Source organism: Acidovorax sp. AC410, from assembly GCF_979253235.1.
In genome coordinates, this window is record NZ_CEEDCG010000001.1 from 6,132,698 (window position 1) to 6,149,414 (window position 16,717).

16 protein-coding genes are annotated in these 16,717 nt (G+C 68.7%); 13 read left to right on the plus strand and 3 right to left on the minus strand.

Annotated features, from left to right (window positions below):
* Positions 1 to 3 precede the first annotated feature (3 nt).
* The 10 genes from AC0IZS_RS28470 (at position 4) to AC0IZS_RS28515 (ending at position 12,458) form a co-directional block, all read left to right on the plus strand.
* On the plus strand, positions 4 to 1,539 hold the full coding sequence (locus AC0IZS_RS28470; protein WP_471638759.1) for a sugar ABC transporter ATP-binding protein: 1,536 nt from the start codon (positions 4 to 6) through the stop codon (positions 1,537 to 1,539).
* Positions 1,532 to 2,590 carry an ABC transporter permease gene (locus AC0IZS_RS28475; RefSeq protein ID WP_057265633.1) on the plus strand — a complete coding sequence of 353 codons (1,059 nt, stop codon included), beginning with the start codon at positions 1,532 to 1,534 and terminating at the stop codon, positions 2,588 to 2,590. Before AC0IZS_RS28470 ends, AC0IZS_RS28475 begins: the two co-directional genes overlap by 8 nt.
* A 74-nt stretch (positions 2,591 to 2,664) precedes the next feature.
* On the plus strand, positions 2,665 to 3,630 hold the full coding sequence (gene yjfF / locus AC0IZS_RS28480; RefSeq protein WP_471638760.1) for a galactofuranose ABC transporter, permease protein YjfF: 966 nt from the start codon (positions 2,665 to 2,667) through the stop codon (positions 3,628 to 3,630).
* A 30-nt stretch (positions 3,631 to 3,660) separates the two neighbouring features.
* Positions 3,661 to 5,394: an IlvD/Edd family dehydratase gene (locus AC0IZS_RS28485; protein ID WP_471638761.1), complete on the plus strand. Its 1,734-nt coding sequence runs from the start codon at positions 3,661 to 3,663 to the stop codon at positions 5,392 to 5,394.
* Between the two features lie 23 nt (positions 5,395 to 5,417).
* A complete protein-coding gene (locus AC0IZS_RS28490) occupies positions 5,418 to 6,356 on the plus strand; it encodes a dihydrodipicolinate synthase family protein (protein WP_471638762.1) in 939 nt (312 codons plus the stop codon).
* Between the two features lie 7 nt (positions 6,357 to 6,363).
* Positions 6,364 to 7,392 carry a 2-dehydro-3-deoxygalactonokinase gene (locus AC0IZS_RS28495; protein ID WP_471638763.1) on the plus strand — a complete coding sequence of 343 codons (1,029 nt, stop codon included), beginning with the start codon at positions 6,364 to 6,366 and terminating at the stop codon, positions 7,390 to 7,392.
* Positions 7,389 to 8,039 (plus strand): 2-dehydro-3-deoxy-6-phosphogalactonate aldolase, encoded by a 651-nt coding sequence (locus AC0IZS_RS28500; RefSeq protein ID WP_471638764.1) that lies wholly within the window; start codon positions 7,389 to 7,391, stop codon positions 8,037 to 8,039. Before AC0IZS_RS28495 ends, AC0IZS_RS28500 begins: the two co-directional genes overlap by 4 nt.
* A gap of 36 nt (positions 8,040 to 8,075) precedes the next feature.
* Positions 8,076 to 9,224: a galactonate dehydratase gene (gene dgoD, locus AC0IZS_RS28505; protein ID WP_471638765.1), complete on the plus strand. Its 1,149-nt coding sequence runs from the start codon at positions 8,076 to 8,078 to the stop codon at positions 9,222 to 9,224.
* A 103-nt stretch (positions 9,225 to 9,327) separates the two neighbouring features.
* Complete coding sequence (locus AC0IZS_RS28510) at positions 9,328 to 10,152, plus strand: hypothetical protein (protein ID WP_471638766.1); 825 nt, start codon at positions 9,328 to 9,330, stop codon at positions 10,150 to 10,152.
* Positions 10,149 to 12,458, plus strand: coding sequence for a helicase C-terminal domain-containing protein (locus AC0IZS_RS28515; RefSeq protein ID WP_471638767.1), 2,310 nt, complete (start codon positions 10,149 to 10,151; stop codon positions 12,456 to 12,458). The genes AC0IZS_RS28510 and AC0IZS_RS28515 overlap by 4 nt, the downstream gene beginning before the upstream one ends.
* Here the strand turns inward: AC0IZS_RS28515 and AC0IZS_RS28520 are convergent.
* Together AC0IZS_RS28520 and AC0IZS_RS28525 are read right to left on the minus strand one after the other, a co-directional pair.
* Positions 12,447 to 13,205 carry an alpha/beta fold hydrolase gene (locus AC0IZS_RS28520; RefSeq protein WP_471638768.1) on the minus strand — a complete coding sequence of 253 codons (759 nt, stop codon included), beginning with the start codon at positions 13,203 to 13,205 and terminating at the stop codon, positions 12,447 to 12,449. The two genes, AC0IZS_RS28515 and AC0IZS_RS28520, sit on opposite strands and share 12 nt — an antisense overlap.
* A gap of 10 nt (positions 13,206 to 13,215) precedes the next feature.
* Positions 13,216 to 14,229: a M14 family zinc carboxypeptidase gene (locus AC0IZS_RS28525; RefSeq protein WP_057265869.1), complete on the minus strand. Its 1,014-nt coding sequence runs from the start codon at positions 14,227 to 14,229 to the stop codon at positions 13,216 to 13,218.
* A 159-nt stretch (positions 14,230 to 14,388) separates the two neighbouring features.
* On the opposite strand from AC0IZS_RS28525, the gene AC0IZS_RS28530 reads away from it, so the two are divergent.
* The 3 genes from AC0IZS_RS28530 to trhA are packed head-to-tail and all read left to right on the plus strand — an operon-like array spanning position 14,389 to position 15,313.
* Entirely contained in the window at positions 14,389 to 14,520 is a 132-nt protein-coding gene (locus tag AC0IZS_RS28530) for a hypothetical protein (protein ID WP_255357714.1), read from the plus strand.
* On the plus strand, positions 14,486 to 14,653 hold the full coding sequence (locus tag AC0IZS_RS28535; RefSeq protein WP_471638769.1) for a hypothetical protein: 168 nt from the start codon (positions 14,486 to 14,488) through the stop codon (positions 14,651 to 14,653). The genes AC0IZS_RS28530 and AC0IZS_RS28535 overlap by 35 nt, the downstream gene beginning before the upstream one ends.
* A 24-nt stretch (positions 14,654 to 14,677) precedes the next feature.
* Positions 14,678 to 15,313, plus strand: a complete 636-nt coding sequence (gene trhA, locus AC0IZS_RS28540) for a PAQR family membrane homeostasis protein TrhA (RefSeq protein ID WP_471638770.1) — start codon at positions 14,678 to 14,680, stop codon at positions 15,311 to 15,313.
* Here trhA and AC0IZS_RS28545 read toward each other — a convergent pair.
* Positions 15,310 to 16,686, minus strand: a complete 1,377-nt coding sequence (locus AC0IZS_RS28545) for an LLM class flavin-dependent oxidoreductase (protein ID WP_471638771.1) — start codon at positions 16,684 to 16,686, stop codon at positions 15,310 to 15,312. The genes trhA and AC0IZS_RS28545 overlap by 4 nt on opposite strands.
* Positions 16,687 to 16,717 lie beyond the last annotated feature (31 nt).

The following is a 16,717-nucleotide window of genomic DNA, read 5'->3' on the forward strand; positions in this document are numbered from 1 at the left end:
GCCATGGACTCGGCCGCCGTTCACGCCCTTGCTCCCGTGCTGGAACTCACGGGCATCCACAAGCATTTCTCGGGCATCCCCGTGCTGCGCGACGTGCAGCTGAACCTGTACCCGGGCGAGATCCACGCCCTCATGGGCCAGAACGGCGCGGGCAAGTCCACGCTGATCAAGGTGCTGACCGGCGTGCTCGAAGCCAGCGGCGGCCAGATGCGCCTGGGTGGCCAGGCCGTGTGGCCCGATTGTCCGCTGGCCGCGCAGCGCCTGGGCATCAGCACCGTGTACCAGGAGGTCAACCTCTGCCCCAACCTGTCGGTGGCCGAAAACATCTTTGCCGGCCGCTACCCGCGCTGCGGCATCGCCCAGGGCTTTCGCATCGACTGGGCCACGCTGCACCAGCGCGCGCGTGATCTGGTGGCGCGCATCGGCCTGTCCATCGACGTCACGCGACTGCTCTCGGACTACCCGGTGGCCGTGCAGCAGCTGGTGGCCATTGCCCGGGCGCTGAGCATCGAGGCCAAGGTGCTGATCCTGGACGAGCCCACCTCCAGCCTGGATGACGACGAGGTGCAAAAGCTCTTCGAGGTGCTGCGCCGGCTGCGTGGCGAGGGCCTGGCCATCGTCTTCGTGACCCATTTCCTGAACCAGGTGTATGCCGTGTCGGACCGCATCACGGTGCTGCGCAACGGTGCCTGGGTGGGCGAGTGGGCGGTGGGCGACCTGGGCCCGCAGGCCCTGATTGCCGCCATGCTGGGGCGCGAGCTGGCAGCGCAGTGCACAGAGCCAACGGTGGCCCCCGTGTTCGACGACGCGGCGCCGGCCCTGCTGGAGACGATGGGCCTGGGCCAGAGCGGACAGTTGCAGCCCATCGACCTCAAGGTGCGTGCCGGCGAGGTGGTGGGCCTGGCGGGCCTGCTGGGATCGGGCCGCACGGAGCTGGCACGGCTGCTGTTCGGTCTGCAGGCGCCCGACAAGGGCGTGCTGCGCATTGATGGCCGTACCGTCACCTTCTCCAATCCCATGGATGCGATCCGCGCGGGCCTGGCCCTGTGCCCCGAGGAGCGCAAGACCGATGGCATCGTCGCCGAACTCTCGGTGCGCGAGAACATCGCCCTGGCGCTGCAGGCGCGCATGGGCATGGGACGCTTCCTCTCGCGTGCCGAACAGACGGCGATTGCGGAGCGCTATGTGCAGTTGCTGGGCATCAAGACCGCCAGCGTGGACACGCCCATCGCCCTGCTCTCGGGCGGCAACCAGCAAAAGGCGATTCTGGCGCGCTGGATGGCCATCGAGCCGCGCCTGTTGATCCTGGACGAGCCCACGCGCGGCATCGACGTGGCAGCCAAGCAGGAAATCATGGAGCAGATCCTGTGCCTGGCCGATGCCGGCATGGCGGTGGTTTTCATCTCCTCCGAAATGAGCGAAGTGGTGCGCGTGGCGCACCGCATCGTGGTGCTGCGCGACCGCCGCAAGGTCGGCGAGCTGCCTGCAGGCAGCAGCGAAGAAGCCGTGTACGAACTGATTGCCGCCGAAAATGCCTGACGCACCCTCCCCCTCCTCTTCCTTGCTGGCCGCTGCGCTGCGCCACCGGCTCACCTGGCCGCTGGTCACGCTGGCCCTGCTGCTGGCCGTGAACACGGCGTTCAACGCGAGCTTTCTGCACATCGAGTGGCGCGACGGCCACTTCTACGGCAGCCTGGTCGACATCCTCAACCGTGCGGCGCCCCTGGCGCTGGTGTCACTGGGCATGACCATGGTGATCGCCACGCGCGGCATCGACATCTCGGTGGGTGCCGTGGTGGCCATCGCTGCCGCCGTGGGCGCCTGGATGATCGGCGGCTCGGTCTCGGGCGGCGAGAGCCGCTTTCCCCTGCCGCTGGCCATCCTGGGCGCCATCGGCGTGGCGGCCCTGTGCGGGCTGTGGAACGGCCTGCTGGTGGCCAAGGTGGGCATGCAGCCCATCATCGCCACGCTGATCCTCATGGTGGCGGGCCGGGGCATTGCCCAGCTGATCACCGACGGGCAGATCATCACCATCTACTACGCGCCCTTCTTCTTCCTGGGCGGGGGCTACCTGCTGGGCCTGCCGTTTTCGCTGTTCGTGCTGGCCGCCGTGTTTGCCGGGCTGTACCTGGCGGTTACGCGCACGGCGCTGGGCCTGTTCGTCCAGGCCGTGGGTATCAACCCCACGGCGGCGCGAGTGGCCGGTGTGCAGTCGCGCCGCCTGGTCGTCGCAGCCTACACCTTCTGCGGCGTGTGCGCGGGCATCGCCGGCCTGCTGATCAGCTCGAACGTGAAGAGTGCCGACGCCAACAATGCCGGCCAGATGCTGGAGCTCGACGCCATCCTGGCGGTGACGCTGGGCGGCACGGCGCTGACCGGCGGGCGCTTCAGCCTGGTGGGCAGCGTGATCGGCGCGCTCATCATCCAGACGCTGACCTATGCCATCTACTCGTTGGGCGTACCGCCCGAGATCAACCTGGTGGTCAAGGCCGTGGTGGTGTTCATCGTGATGCTGCTGCAGTCGCCCGACTTCCGCGCGCAGATCGGCGCCCTGGTGCGCCGGCCTGCGGCCGGGGGAGCCCTGTCATGAGCGGCGGACACAGCCCCACCCTGGATGTGGCACCTGCCGCCGCCGCGCCAACACAACGCCCTGTTTCTCCCAGCATGCGCCTGAACCCCAAGTACCTGCCGCTGGCGGCCACCATCGCGCTGTTCGTGGCCATGGCCACGGCGGGCTCGGTGCTCTACACCGGCTTCTTCTCGGCCCAGGTGTTCCTGAACCTGCTGATCGACAACGCCTTTTTGATCATCGTCGCGGTGGGCATGACCTTCGTGATCCTCTCGGGCGGCATCGATCTGTCGGTGGGCTCAGTGGTGGCGCTGACTACCATGGTGCTCGCCAGCCTGGTGGAGCACCACCACTGGAGCCCCCTCGCGGCGATTCCGCTGGTGTTGCTCATGGGCACGGTGTTCGGGGCCTTCATGGGCTTTCTGATCGAGCGCTTTCGGCTGCAGCCCTTCATCGTGACGCTGGCGGGCATGTTCCTCGCGCGCGGCCTGTGCTACCTGATCAGCATCGACTCGATCAGCATGGCCGACGAGGCCTATTCCGCGATGGCGCAGTGGCGCCTCGAACTGTGGGAGGGTGCCTCGCTCTCGCTGGGCGCGCTGATCGCCATGGCCGTGCTGCTGGCCGCCATCTTCGTCGCGCACTGCACGCCGTTTGGCCGCAACGTGTATGCCGTGGGCGGCAACGAGCATTCGGCCGTGCTCATGGGCCTGCCAGTGCGCGCCACGGTGATCGGCGTGTACACGCTCTCGGGCCTGTGCTCGGCGCTGGCCGGCGTGGTGTTCACCTTCTACATGCTGTCGGGCTATGGCCTGCACGCCACGGGCATGGAGCTCGACGCCATCGCCGCCGTGGTGATCGGCGGCACCCTGCTCACGGGCGGCTTGGGCTACGTGGCCGGCACCCTGTTCGGCGTGCTGATGCTCGGAATCATCCAGACCCTGATTTCCTTCGACGGCACGCTCAGCTCGTGGTGGACGCGCATCGTCGTCGGCGTGCTGCTCTTCGTTTTCTGCCTGCTGCAACGTTTGCTGACCCATCGCAGCGGCAAGCCTTCCTGAACCCATCGTATCTCCTCTCCCGATAAAAACATGACCACCTCCCCGCGCAAGCTCCGCTCCGCCGAATGGTTCGGCACCGCCGACAAGAACGGCTTCATGTACCGCAGCTGGATGAAGAACCAGGGCATCCCGGACCATGCATTCGATGGCCGCCCCATCATCGGCATCTGCAACACCTGGTCCGAACTCACACCCTGCAACGCCCACTTTCGCAAGATCGCCGAGCACGTCAAGCGCGGCATCTACGAGGCGGGGGGCTTTCCGGTCGAGTTCCCGGTGTTCTCCAACGGCGAGTCCAACCTGCGCCCCACGGCCATGCTCACGCGCAACCTGGCCAGCATGGACGTGGAGGAAGCCATCCGCGGCAACCCCATCGACGCGGTGGTGCTGCTGGTCGGCTGCGACAAGACCACGCCCGCCCTGCTGATGGGTGCGGCCAGTTGCGACGTGCCAGCCATCGTGGTCACGGGCGGGCCCATGCTCAACGGCAAGCTCGATGGCAAGGACATCGGCTCGGGCACGGCCGTGTGGCGCCTGCACGAATCACTGAAGGCGGGCGAGATCAACGAACACCAGTTCTTCGCGGCGGAAGCCGGCATGTCGCGCTCGGCCGGCACCTGCAACACCATGGGCACGGCCAGCACCATGGCCTGCATGGCCGAGTCGCTGGGCACCTCGCTGCCGCACAACGCGGCCATTCCGGCCGTGGACTCGCGCCGCTACGTGCTGGCGCACATGTCGGGCCGGCGCATCGTGGAGATGGCGCACGAAGGGCTTACGCTGTCGAAGATCCTGACGCGCGAGGCGTTCGAAAACGCCATCCGCACCAATGCGGCCATCGGCGGCTCGACCAACGCGGTGATCCACCTCAAGGCGATTGCCGGGCGCATCGGCGTGCAGCTGGACCTGGAGGACTGGACGCGCATCGGCCGCGGCACGCCCACGCTGGTGGACCTGCAGCCCTCGGGCCGCTTCCTGATGGAGGAGTTCTACTACGCCGGCGGCCTGCCCGCCGTGCTGCGCCGCCTGGGCGAGAACGGCCTGCTGCCCCACCCGGGCGCGCTCACCGTCAACGGCAAGAGCCTGTGGGACAACGTGCGCGAGGCGCCGCAGTACAACGACGAAGTGATCCGCCCGATCGACAACCCGCTGATTGCCGATGGCGGCATCTGCATCCTGCGCGGCAACCTGTCGCCGCGTGGCGCGGTGCTCAAGCCCTCGGCCGCGTCGCCCGAGCTGCTCAAGCACCGGGGGCGCGCCGTGGTGTTCGAGAACCTCGAGCACTACAAGGAGCGCATCGTCGATGAAGACCTGGACATCGACGCCAGCTGCGTGATGGTGATGAAGAACTGCGGCCCCAAGGGCTACCCCGGCATGGCCGAGGTGGGCAACATGGGCCTGCCGCCCAAGCTGCTGCGCCAGGGCGTGAAGGACATGGTGCGCATCTCCGACGCGCGCATGAGCGGCACCGCCTACGGCACGGTCGTACTGCATGTGGCGCCCGAAGCCGCCGCGGGCGGACCGCTGGCCGCCGTGCGCGACGGCGACTTCATCGAACTCGACTGCGAGCAGGGCCGCCTGCACCTCGATATCAGCGACGAAGAGCTGGCCGCACGCCTGGCCGCGCTGGCCAACACCGACATGGGCGGGCGCGGCGGCTACCAGCGCCTGTATGTGGACCATGTGCTGCAGGCCGATGAAGGCTGCGACTTCGACTTCCTGGTCGGCTGCCGGGGCGCTGCCGTACCGCGCCATTCGCACTGATGACCACTTCTCTTCACAACGACATGCCAACGACCACCTCTGCCAAGCCCCCCCGCTACCGCGGCATCTTCCCCGTGGTGCCCACCACCTTCCACGAGGACGGCACCCTCGACCTGGCCAGCCAGAAGCGCTGCCTCGACTTCATGATCGATGCCGGCGTGGACGGCCTGTGCATCCTGGCCAACTTCTCCGAGCAATTTTCCCTTTCGGACGCAGAGCGCGAGACCCTCACCCGCCTGTCGCTCGAACACGTAGCGGGCCGCGTGCCGGTGATCGTCACCACCACGCACTACGGCACCCGCGTATGCGCCGAGCGCAGCCGCGCCGCGCAGGACATGGGCGCCGCCATGGTGATGGTGATGCCGCCCTACCACGGCGCCACCTTCCGCGTGCCCGAGGCGCAGATCTACGAGTTCTATGCCCGGGTGTCGGATGCCATCGGCATTCCCATCATGGTGCAGGATGCGCCCGCCAGCGGCACCGTGCTGTCGGCCCCGTTTCTGGCGCGCATGGCGCAGGAGATCGAGCACCTGGCCTACTTCAAGATCGAGGTGCCGGGAGCGGCCAGCAAGCTGCGTGAGCTGATCCGACTGGGCGGCGCAGCCATCGAAGGGCCGTGGGATGGCGAGGAGGCCATCACCCTGCTGGCCGACCTGGATGCCGGCGCCACCGGCGCCATGACCGGCGGCGGCTTTCCCGATGGCATACGCCCCATCCTTGAGGCGCATCGCCAGGGCGATGCCGACCAGGCCTTCGCGCTCTACCAGCGCTGGCTGCCGCTCATCAACCACGAGAACCGCCAGGGCGGCATCCTCGCCGCCAAGGCGCTGATGAAGGAAGGCGGCGTGATCGCCTGCGAGGCCGGGCGCCACCCCTTCCCGGCCATGCACCCCGAGGTGCGCCGGGGGCTGATCGACATCGCCCGGCGCCTGGACCCGCTGGTGCTGCGCTGGGGCAAGTAGTCTGCCCATGACGAACAACACCCTTGCATCCAATAGCGCAACTGCCCTGATCGGGTTGGACTGGGGCACCAGTTCGCTGCGCGCCTTTCGCTTCGATGCCACTGGTGCCGTGCAAGAGATGCGCCACCGGCCCTGGGGCATCATGAACCTGCCGGCTGCGGCCAATGGCCAGGCCCATGCCACGCCGGCCGCCGCGTTCGAGCACGCCTTCGACGATGTCTGCGGCGATTGGGTGCGGGCCCGGCCCGGCATCCCCGTGCTGGCCTGCGGCATGGTGGGCAGCGCCCAGGGCTGGCGCGAAGCCCGCTACCTCGAATCGCCCGCCTCGCTGGACCACCTGGCGCGCGGACTCACGCTGGTGGAGCACAGCACAGGCCCGCAGGTGCACATCGTGCCCGGCCTGCTCCAGCGCGGCGACCTGCCCAACGTGATGCGCGGCGAGGAGACCCAGGTGCTGGGCGTGATGGCGGCTTCGGCCCTGCCGGGCGATGCCCCCGTGCTGATCGGCCTGCCCGGCACGCACAGCAAGTGGGTGCTGGCGCGCCGCCGCTCCATCGCGCAGTTCCACACCTTCATGACCGGTGAGGTGTTTGCTGCACTGCGCGGCCACACCATCCTGGGCCGAACCATGCAGACAGCGGACGCCCCTGACGACGCAGCGTTTGCGCGCGGCCTGCTGGTGGCGCGCTCGGCCGAGGCCTCGCTCGGCCTGCTCTCGCACATCTTCAGCACGCGCACGCTGGGCCTGACGGGCGCACTGCCCGGCACGGCCCAGGCCGACTACCTCTCCGGTCTGCTCATCGGCCACGAGGTGGCTGCACTGGCGGCCCAGCAAGAAGCAGGCGCCACGCCCGCACATATCGTGCTCTGCGGCGAGCCCGACCTGTGCCGGCGCTACGCCCTGGCCCTGGCCGCCTACGGATTGCCCGCACCCGAGCTGGCCGACAACGCCACCGCGCGGGGGCTGTGGCAGATCGCCACCGCTGCCGCGCTGGTGACCCCGACCGAACCACGCAGCACGGAGGCTGCACGATGATCCCCTCTTCTTCACAACTGCTTGCCGCCTCCATGCAGCACTGCGGCCTGGTCGCCATCCTGCGCGGCGTATCGCCCGCCGAAGTGGTACCCATCGGCCAGGCGCTCTGCGAGGCCGGCTTTCGCATCATCGAAGTGCCGCTCAACTCGCCCGAGCCACTGGCCAGCATCCGAGCGCTGCGCGACGCGCTGCCGGCCGAGGTGCTGATCGGCGCTGGCACCGTCATCCGCCCCGAAGACTGCGCCGCCGTGGCCGCGGCCGGCGGGCAGATCGTCGTCATGCCGCACAGCGATGCGGCGGTGATCCGCGCCGCCAAGGCGGCCTGCATGGCCTGCGCCCCTGGCGTGGCCACGCTGACCGAGGCCTATGCCGCGCTGGCGGCGGGGGCCGATGCGCTCAAGCTCTTTCCGGCCGAGGCGCTGGCGCCCGCCGTGCTCAAGGCCTGGCGTGCCGTGCTGCGCCCGCCGGTGGCCCTGCTGCCCGTGGGCGGCATCACGCACGAGGGCATTGCGGCCTACGCCGCAGCCGGTGCCAGTGGCTTTGGCCTGGGCTCGGCCCTGTACAAGCCCGGTGACAGCGCCGCCGACGTGGCGCGCCAGGCGGCGGCCTTCATGCAGGCATGGCGCCAGTCCTACCCCACCTCCTGACGGATCTCCTCTCCACTATTCGACGAACTCCCCGCCATGAAGATCACCCGACTGACCACGTTCCTGGTGCCACCGCGCTGGTGCTTTCTGAAAATCGAGACCGACGAAGGCATCGTCGGCTGGGGCGAGCCCGTGCTCGAAGGCCGGGCCCACACCGTGGCGGCCGCCATCGAGGAGCTGGGCGACTACCTCATCGGCAAGGACCCGCGCCACATCGAGGACCACTGGACGGTGCTCTACCGCGGCGGCTTCTACCGCGGCGGCGGCATCCACATGAGCGCCCTGGCCGGCATCGACCAGGCGCTGTGGGACATCAAGGGCAAGGCCCTGGGCGTGCCCGTGTCCGAGCTGCTCGGCGGCTGCGTGCGCGACCGCATCAAGGTCTACAGCTGGATCGGCGGTGACCGGCCGAGCGAGACCGCTGCGGCGGCCAAGGCGGCCGTGGACCGCGGCTTCACGGCGGTGAAGATGAATGGCACCGAGGAGCTGCAGTACGTGGACAGCTTCGACAAGGTGGAAAAGTGCCTGCAGAACGTGGCGGCCGTGCGCGAAGCGGTGGGCCCCAACGTGGGCATTGCCGTGGACTTCCACGGCCGGGTACACAAGCCCATGGCCAAGGTGCTGTTCAAGGAGCTCGACCCCTACCGGCTGATGTTCATCGAGGAGCCGGTGCTCAGCGAGCACTACGAGGCCCTGAAGGAGCTGGCCCACCTGTCGTCCACCCCCATCGCCCTGGGCGAACGGCTGTACTCGCGCTGGGATTTCAAGCGCGTGCTGTCCGAAGGCTATGTGGATATCATCCAGCCCGACCCCTCGCACTCGGGCGGCATCACCGAAACGCGCAAGATCGCCTCCATGGCCGAGGCCTACGACGTGGCCCTGGCCCTGCACTGCCCGCTGGGACCCATTGCGCTGGCGGCCAACCTCCAGCTCGACGGCGTCTGCTACAACGCCTTCATCCAGGAGCAGAGCCTGGGCATCCACTACAACGCCAGCAACGACCTGCTCGACTATGTCTCCAACGGCGAGGTGTTTGCGTACCAGGACGGCATGGTGGCCATCCCCCAGGGCCCGGGCCTGGGCATCGAGGTCAATGAGGCCTATGTGCGCGAACGTGCTGCAGAAGGCCACCGCTGGCGCAACCCGGTGTGGCGCCACAAGGATGGCAGTTTCGCGGAGTGGTGAGGTTCCCGGCGGTGTAACAACACTGTGAAGGGGTGACGGCAAGGGCGAAAGGGAGGAAAATACTGTAATTACAATCAGTGTTTTGAAGAATCCCCGAGCCCATATGACGGCGCCGACCATCAACCGCTTCCACCGCACCCGCCTGATGCAGATCTGGCGCTCGGCCGGCTGGCCCTGCAAGGACGCGCTGGAGATCGACCTGCTGGCTGCGCAGTTGGTCGCCCTGCACACCTCGCCCGAGGGCTTCGAGACCCTGAAGCTCACCGAGGACGGCATCCGCACCCTGGCCGAAGCGCGCCAGCGTGGCGTGCGGGCGCTCAGTGCGCACGACCGGCTGGGCCAGAAGTTTGCCGCGCACCTGGTGGCCTCGGGCCGCATCGTCTGGCGCGAGCTGTCGCTGCGCGCCGTGATCGAGGGCGCGGCCCATGAGAGCCCTCCACCGCCTCCTGCGACCAGCAACCCGCTGTGGAGCGAAGACACGCCCGCGAGCCGCAAGGCCGCCAATGTCTGGCGCATGGCACGGCCGGACCTGTTCTCGGTGCGCAACACCACGGTGCCGGCCTACCTGCAGCCCATGGTGCACGAGATCAAGTACAGCCGCGCCGACCTGCTGTCGGACCTGCGCCACGACGCCAAGCGCCAGGCCTACCAGTGGCTCTGCGAGGAGTGCTACTACGTGTTCCCGGCGGGCGTGGCCGAGCCCGGCGAGATCCCCGAGCACTTCGGCATCTGGGTACTGCATGGCGCGCTCGACGAGGGCCGCTTCGAGCTGTTGCGCCCCGCACGCCATGCCAGTTGCGCTCTGCCCTTTGCCGTGTGGATGGCGCTGTGCAAGGCCACGCCGCTGCGCAGCGAGGACGGGCTGGCCCAGGCGTACCTGGGCGAACCCGCTGCAGACGACCTGCCTCCCTGTACCGAGGCCACATGACCTACACCGTGGCGGTGCGCGAGCTGTGCGAGTTCACCGCCAAGCAGGGTGACCTGGACCTGCGCTTCACGCCCGCCCCCACGGCCCTGGAGGGCATGGCCGGCCATGCCCTGGCCGCCGCGCGCCGGGGCGACGGCTACCGTGCCGAGGTGGCGCTGGCCGGCAGCTACAAGAGCCTGCGCGTGCGCGGCCGGGCCGATGGCTTCGATCCGGAGCATGCGCGGCTCGACGAGGTCAAGACCTTCAAGGGCCGGCTCGACCGCCAGCCCGCCTCGCACCGCGCGCTGCACTGGGCGCAGGCGCGCATCTACGGCTGGCTGCTGTGCGCGCAGGAAGGGTTGGAACACATCGACCTGGCGCTGGTGTACTTCGATATCGCCAGCCAGAAGGAGACGGTGTTCACCGAGCGCCGCTCGGCCGCCGAGCTGCAGCAGCACTTTGAGGAACAGTGCGAGCGCTTTCTGGCCTGGGCCGAGGCGCAGGTGGCGCACCGCAGCGCGCGCGATGCAGCGCTCAGCGCCCTGGCCTTCCCGTTCGGCGGCTTTCGCACCGGGCAGCGCCCGCTGGCCGAGGCGGTGTACAAGGCTGCGGGTGCCGGGCGCTGCCTCATGGCCCAGGCGCCCACGGGCATCGGCAAGACCATGGGCACGCTGTTCCCGCTGCTCAAAGCGGCGCCCGCGCAGCGGCTGGACAAGGTGTTCTTTCTTGCGGCCAAGACCTCGGGGCGGCAGACTGCACTCGACGCCCTCGCCCGCCTGTGCGACAGCGCGCCCGCCCTGCCGCTGCGCGTGCTGGAGCTGGTGGCGCGCGACAAGGCCTGCGAGCACCCCGACAAGGCCTGCCACGGCGAGTCCTGCCCGCTGGCGCAGGGCTTCTACGACCGCCTGCCGGCCGCGCGCGCCGCCGCGCTGCAGCCCGGCGCCGGGGGCGAACGCATCACCCTGCACCAAGCCGAGGTGCGCACTGCGGCGCTGGCGCACCAGGTCTGCCCCTACTACCTGAACCAGGAGCTCGCGCGCTGGGCCGACGTGGTGGTGGGCGACTACAACTACTACTTCGACATGGGCGGCCTGTTGCACGGCCTGGCCCAGGCCAACGGCTGGCGCACGGCGCTGCTGGTGGACGAGGCCCACAACCTCGTGGACCGGGGCCGCAAGATGTACACCGCCGAGCTGCGGCCGGACAGCCTAGCCCAGGCGCGCAAGTCCGCCAGTGCCAGCCGCTACCCACCAGTCAAGAAGGCGCTGGAGAAGGTGCGCCGCGCCTGGGTAACGCTGGACAAGCAGCAGACGGCCCCCTACGCGGTGTACGAGGCCTTTCCCGAAGACCTGCTCAACGCGCTGCAGCACTGCGGCAACACCCTCACCGACCACCTGGCCGAGCACCCGGCAGAGCCCGATGCTGCCCTGCAGGCCTTCTACTTCGATGCCCTGCACCTGGTGCGCATGGCCGGGCTGCTCGACGCGCACTCGCTGGTGGACGCCACCCAGCCCACGGCCTCGGGCCTGCCCCAGGCCGCCCGGGCGCCCGGCAGCTCTACCCTGTGCATCCGCAACCTGGTGCCCGCGCCCTTCCTCGGCCCGCGCTGGGAGGCCGCGCACACCAGCACGCTGTTCTCGGCCACGCTGCGGCCCGAGCGCTACTACACCGACCTGCTGGGCCTGCCCACGGACCACCTGGCCATCGACGTGGAGTCCCCGTTCCAGGCCGCCCAACTGACGGTGCAGGTGGCGCGCCACATCTCCACCCGCTACCCCGACCGCAAGTCCTCGCTCGCGCCCATTGTGGCGCTGATGGCGCAGCAGTTCACCGAGCGGCCGGGCAACTACCTGGCCTTCTTCAGCAGCTACGAATACCTGCAGCAGGCAGCCACGATGCTGGCCGAGCGCCACCCCCACCTGCCGCACTGGAGCCAGTCGCGGCGCATGCTCGAATCGGAGCAAAGGAAGTTCCTTGCGCGCTTCACCGACACCAGCGAGGGCATCGGCTTCGCGGTGCTGGGCGGCGCTTTCGCCGAAGGCATCGACCTGCCGGGCCGGCGCCTGATCGGGGCCTTTCTGGCCACGCTGGGCCTGCCCCAGGTCAACCCCGTCAATGAGCAGGTCAAGGAGCGCATGCAGGCGCTGTTCGGCGAGGGCTACGACTACACCTACCTCTACCCCGGCCTGCAGAAGGTGGTGCAGGCCGCCGGCCGCGTGATCCGCACGCCCAGCGACGAGGGCGTGGTACACCTGATGGATGACCGCTTTGGCCGGCCCGAGGTGCGTGCGCTGCTGCCTGCGTGGTGGGCAGACTCATACCGCTGACCATTGCGCCACCTGCCCCGCCACCCAGGCCGGGTCGTCCAGCGGCAGGTCGTGCCCGGCCCAGGGGTGCAGCACCAGCGGGCAAGCCCAGGCGCTGGCGATGGCCTGCGAGCACTGGCTGCTCACCAGGCCATCGTGGGTGCTGGCCAGCAGCAGCATGCGGTCCACAGGGCATGTGCGCGGCGCCCGGTAGCGTGCAGCCGCCACCAGTTGGCGCAGGGCATTCGATGACGACACGGGCCTTTGCGCGCGCGCGTCCACCCAGTCGGCCACCACGGCAGCACGCTCCGGCGCACGGTTGCTGGTGAGCCGCAGCACGGCGGACTCGGCCGCCTGTGGACTGCGCGCCATCAACACCTCGCGCAGCAGCGCGACGTAGTTGCGCGGCCGCAAGCGCCGGTAGAAGGGGCTGAAGGTGCCGAAGCTGGTGTTGATGAGCACGCAGCCCTGCACCTCGGCCGGGGCGGTGCGCGCCCACTCGGTGGCCACCATGGCCCCGAGCGACATGGCCAGCAGGTGGTGCGGCCCGGTGCAGCCGCGCCGTTCCAGCTCTGCCCGGCATTCCGCCACCATGGCTGCAACCGACAATGGGCTTGGGCGCGCATGCCAGCGACCGTTGCCCGGCAAGTCCAGCATCAGCACCTCGGCACCCGGCATGGCGGCCAGAAAGGCCGGCACGAAGTGACCCCAGTGCACGGCCTCGCGCGTAAGGCCACGCAGAAAGATCCAGCGGTTTGGCTGCGGCATCGCCATACCATCAATACCAGAAGCTGAGCGCATCGGCACGCCGCTGCACCCGCGCTTCAGGTGCGGGCACCCAGCGCTCGTGGCTGCCCGCCGCGCGCGAGAGAAAGTCGAGCAGCGGCATGTGCCGGCGCAGCACGCGCTGCAGCCGGTGGTTGATCAGCGGGTTGAAGATGCCCTTGCGCGAGAACAGCTGGCGCGGGTTCTTCTTGATCCAGCGCCAGGAGCCCATCTCCAGCGTCAGCGGCAAAAAGGTGCGCGTGGGGTCGTTGCAGGCCTGCATGTACAGGTGGTCCCACAGGTCGCCATGCGTGAGGTACTGCGCGCTCTGCGGCTCGATGATGTAGGGGTGGTAGGCATGCGCCTGCAGAAAGATCTCGTGCAGCGCATGCAACTCCGGCAGGTGGGCGATGGGCTTCTTCGTGTGCGCGAACGGAAACCACAGCCGGTCGCTGATGCCAAAGCCCGAATGGCAGTCCAGCGCGATGCTGAAGGGGCGCGACAGCAGTTCGTCATGCACCACCTCGCACAGGGCGCGGCTCTCGGCCTCCATGGGCGCACCCGGTTTGCCGCGGTACCACGGCAGGCCCGCACTCAGGCGCTGGCCGCCGATGAGGAAGGGCACCCGGTCCAGTGCGTCCACGGGGGCATTGCGCATCAGGTCCACCCCATTGGGGTTGGCCCGGGTGGCGGCCCACATGCCGCCCGGGTTCACGATGGGCATGAACACCAGGCGCACCTGCTCGAGCTGCTGGTTCAGGGCCAGGTCCCAGGGCAGGCGCGTCACCACGTTCTGCAGGTAGGCGATCACCACCTCGGCGCCGATGCCTTCGAGCCCATGGATGCCGCCGAAGAAGCCCATGGCCGGCACGCTGCGGTCGGGGTTGCCCAGGCTGATGGCATGGATGGGAAAACGCTCGCCCGAAGGCATCTCCACGGTATGCACCACCCGGGCGTCCAGGCGGTCGCCGCCCTGGTCGATGATCTTTTGCAGCGCCGCAAGTTCGGGCAGAACGGTGTCGGGCACGGTGGTGGTGGTCTCTGGCAGCGAAAAACAGCCAGCATAGCGCCCACAGCTCCATGCGCCAGGGTCTTTGCGCAGGCCTGTTGCGATTGCCACACTGACGCAAAACCGTCACATGGCAACGCTATCTTGAGGGAGCTTCACACCACCCAGGAGGTCACCATGCTCTGGAAATTTCTCGGATTGCAGCGGTTGTTCGACGAGCTCTTGGACGAGAGCTGGTTCTCCTTCGACCTTCCTGACAACGACTGCTTTTTCCATGACGAGCCGCTCCCGCTCTCCGCGCAGGATTGAACCGCTGCGCACCGTGGCGCTGTTCGGGATCATGGGTTGCGCCATGGCCTGGGGCCTGGTGGAGCTGTTCGCGCTGCAGCGCTCGCGCTACCACGCCTGGCGCGAGCGGCAGCACACGGCCCTGCCCCGCTGATACCGCGCTGAGACGGTCCTTGCCATGCAGTGCCGCGACCAGACCCCCGGCGAAGAACTGGCCAACAGTGCCAGCCACGGCCTGGCACTGCTGGCCGCCGTCATCGCGGCCCCTTTCCTCATCGCCTCGGCACGCCCGCAGGGCGCTGCCAGCATGGCCGGCGCCATCGTCTTCGCCGCCACCATGGTGCTGCTGTACCTGGCCTCCACCGTGTACCACGCCCTGCCCGAGGGGCGTTTCAAGCAGGCGGCACTGAAGCTCGACCACGGCGCCATCTACCTGTTCATCGCGGGCAGCTACACACCCTTCGCGCTGCACCGTCCCGATGGCGACTGGAACTTCGCCCTGCTGGCGCTGGTCTGGGCCGTGGCCGCGCTGGGCCTGGTGCTCAAGGCCTTCAACCGGCTGCGCTCGGCGTGGCTGTCCACCGGCATGTACGTGCTCATGGGCTGGCTGGCGCTGGTGGCCGCCCTGCCCCTCATCGGCCAGCTCACGCAGTGGAGCGCGCACTGGCTCATCGCGGGCGGCGTGGCCTATACCGTGGGGGTGGCGTTTTTCGTGCTCGATTCACGGCTGCGCTACGCCCACGCCGTATGGCATGGCTTCGTGGCCGCCGGCACGGGCTGCCATGCGGTGGCGATCATGGGCTACGGCAGCTAGGCCGTTACCGATTCCTCCAGAAGTTCGACCGGTTCATCGGCGCCGTTTGCATACCGGTTCACCGGCACCGGCAGCTGGAAATGGCTGCGCAGCGTTTCGCCCTCGTAGTCCGTGCGCAGCAGCCCGCGCGCCTGCAGCACCGGCACGGCCAGTTCCACAAAGGCTTTGAGTGAGGTGTTGGGCAGGGCCTCGAAGAAGTTGAAGCCATCGGCCGCACCGCCTTCAAACCAGCGCTGGATTTCATCGGCCACCTGCTCGGCCGTGCCCACGAAGGTGCGGCGCGGCCGGGCATGCCACAGGGCCACCTCGCGCAGGGTCAGGCCGTGCGTGCGCGCATGCTGCTTGATGCGGTCGCTGGTGCTCTGCTGGCTGTTGCGGCCCAGCTCGCCCAGGTCCGGGAACGGTTCGTCCAGCGGGTACTGCGAAAAGTCGTGGTCGTTGAACGGCCGGGCCAGCGCGGCAATCGCATTCTCGATGGGCACCAGCGCGGCCAGTTCCTCGTAGCAGCGCTCGGCCTCCTCTTCGGTGCGGCCCACGATGGGGCGAAAGCCTGGCAGCAGGAACACCTCGTCGGGGTTGCGCCCCTCTGCGCGCACGCGGGCCTTCACGTCGCGGTAGTAGGCCTGCGCCTCCTCGAAGCTGTCGGCATGGAAGAAGATGGCATCGGCCCGCTCGGCCGCAAAGGCCTTGCCATCGGGCGAGGCGCCGGCCTGGAAGATCACGGGCTGCCCCTGGCGCGAACGCGCGATGTTCAGCGGCCCCTCCACGGCGAAGAACTCGCCCTGGTGGTCCAGGCGGTGCAGCTTGGCCGGGTCGAAGAACCGGCCCGTGGCCTTGTCGCGCACCAAGGCATCGTCCTCCCACGAGTCCCACAGGCCCTGCACCACGTCCAGGTGCTCGCCCGCCAGGCGGTAGCGCACGTCGTGCGCGTAGTGCTCCTGGCGCCCGTAGTTGCGCGCACTGCCGTCGAGCCAGGAGGTGACCACGTTCCAGCCCGCACGGCCACCGCTGATGTGGTCGAGCGAGGCGAACTGCCGGGCCACGGTGAACGGCTCGCTGTAGCTGGCCGTCACGGTGGCCACCAGGCCGATGTGCGAGGTGGCCGCAGCCAGCGCCGAGAGAATCGTCAGCGGCTCGAAGCGGTTCAGGTAATGCGGGCTGGAGCGCGGCGTGATGTGTACGCTGTCGGCCACGAAGAGGAAGGTGAAGCGCGCTTTCTCGGCCAGCTGCGCCTGTTCCTTGTAGAAGCCGAAATTCACGCTGGCATCGGTCACCGCATTCTCGTGCCGCCAGTCACCCCAGCCAGCACCTACGCCATGCAGCACCAGGCCAAGTTGAAGGGTACGGGGCTTTGGCGTGCTGCTGGCGGTCATGCGGGAATCCTGTGGATGCGAATCGAAGCCC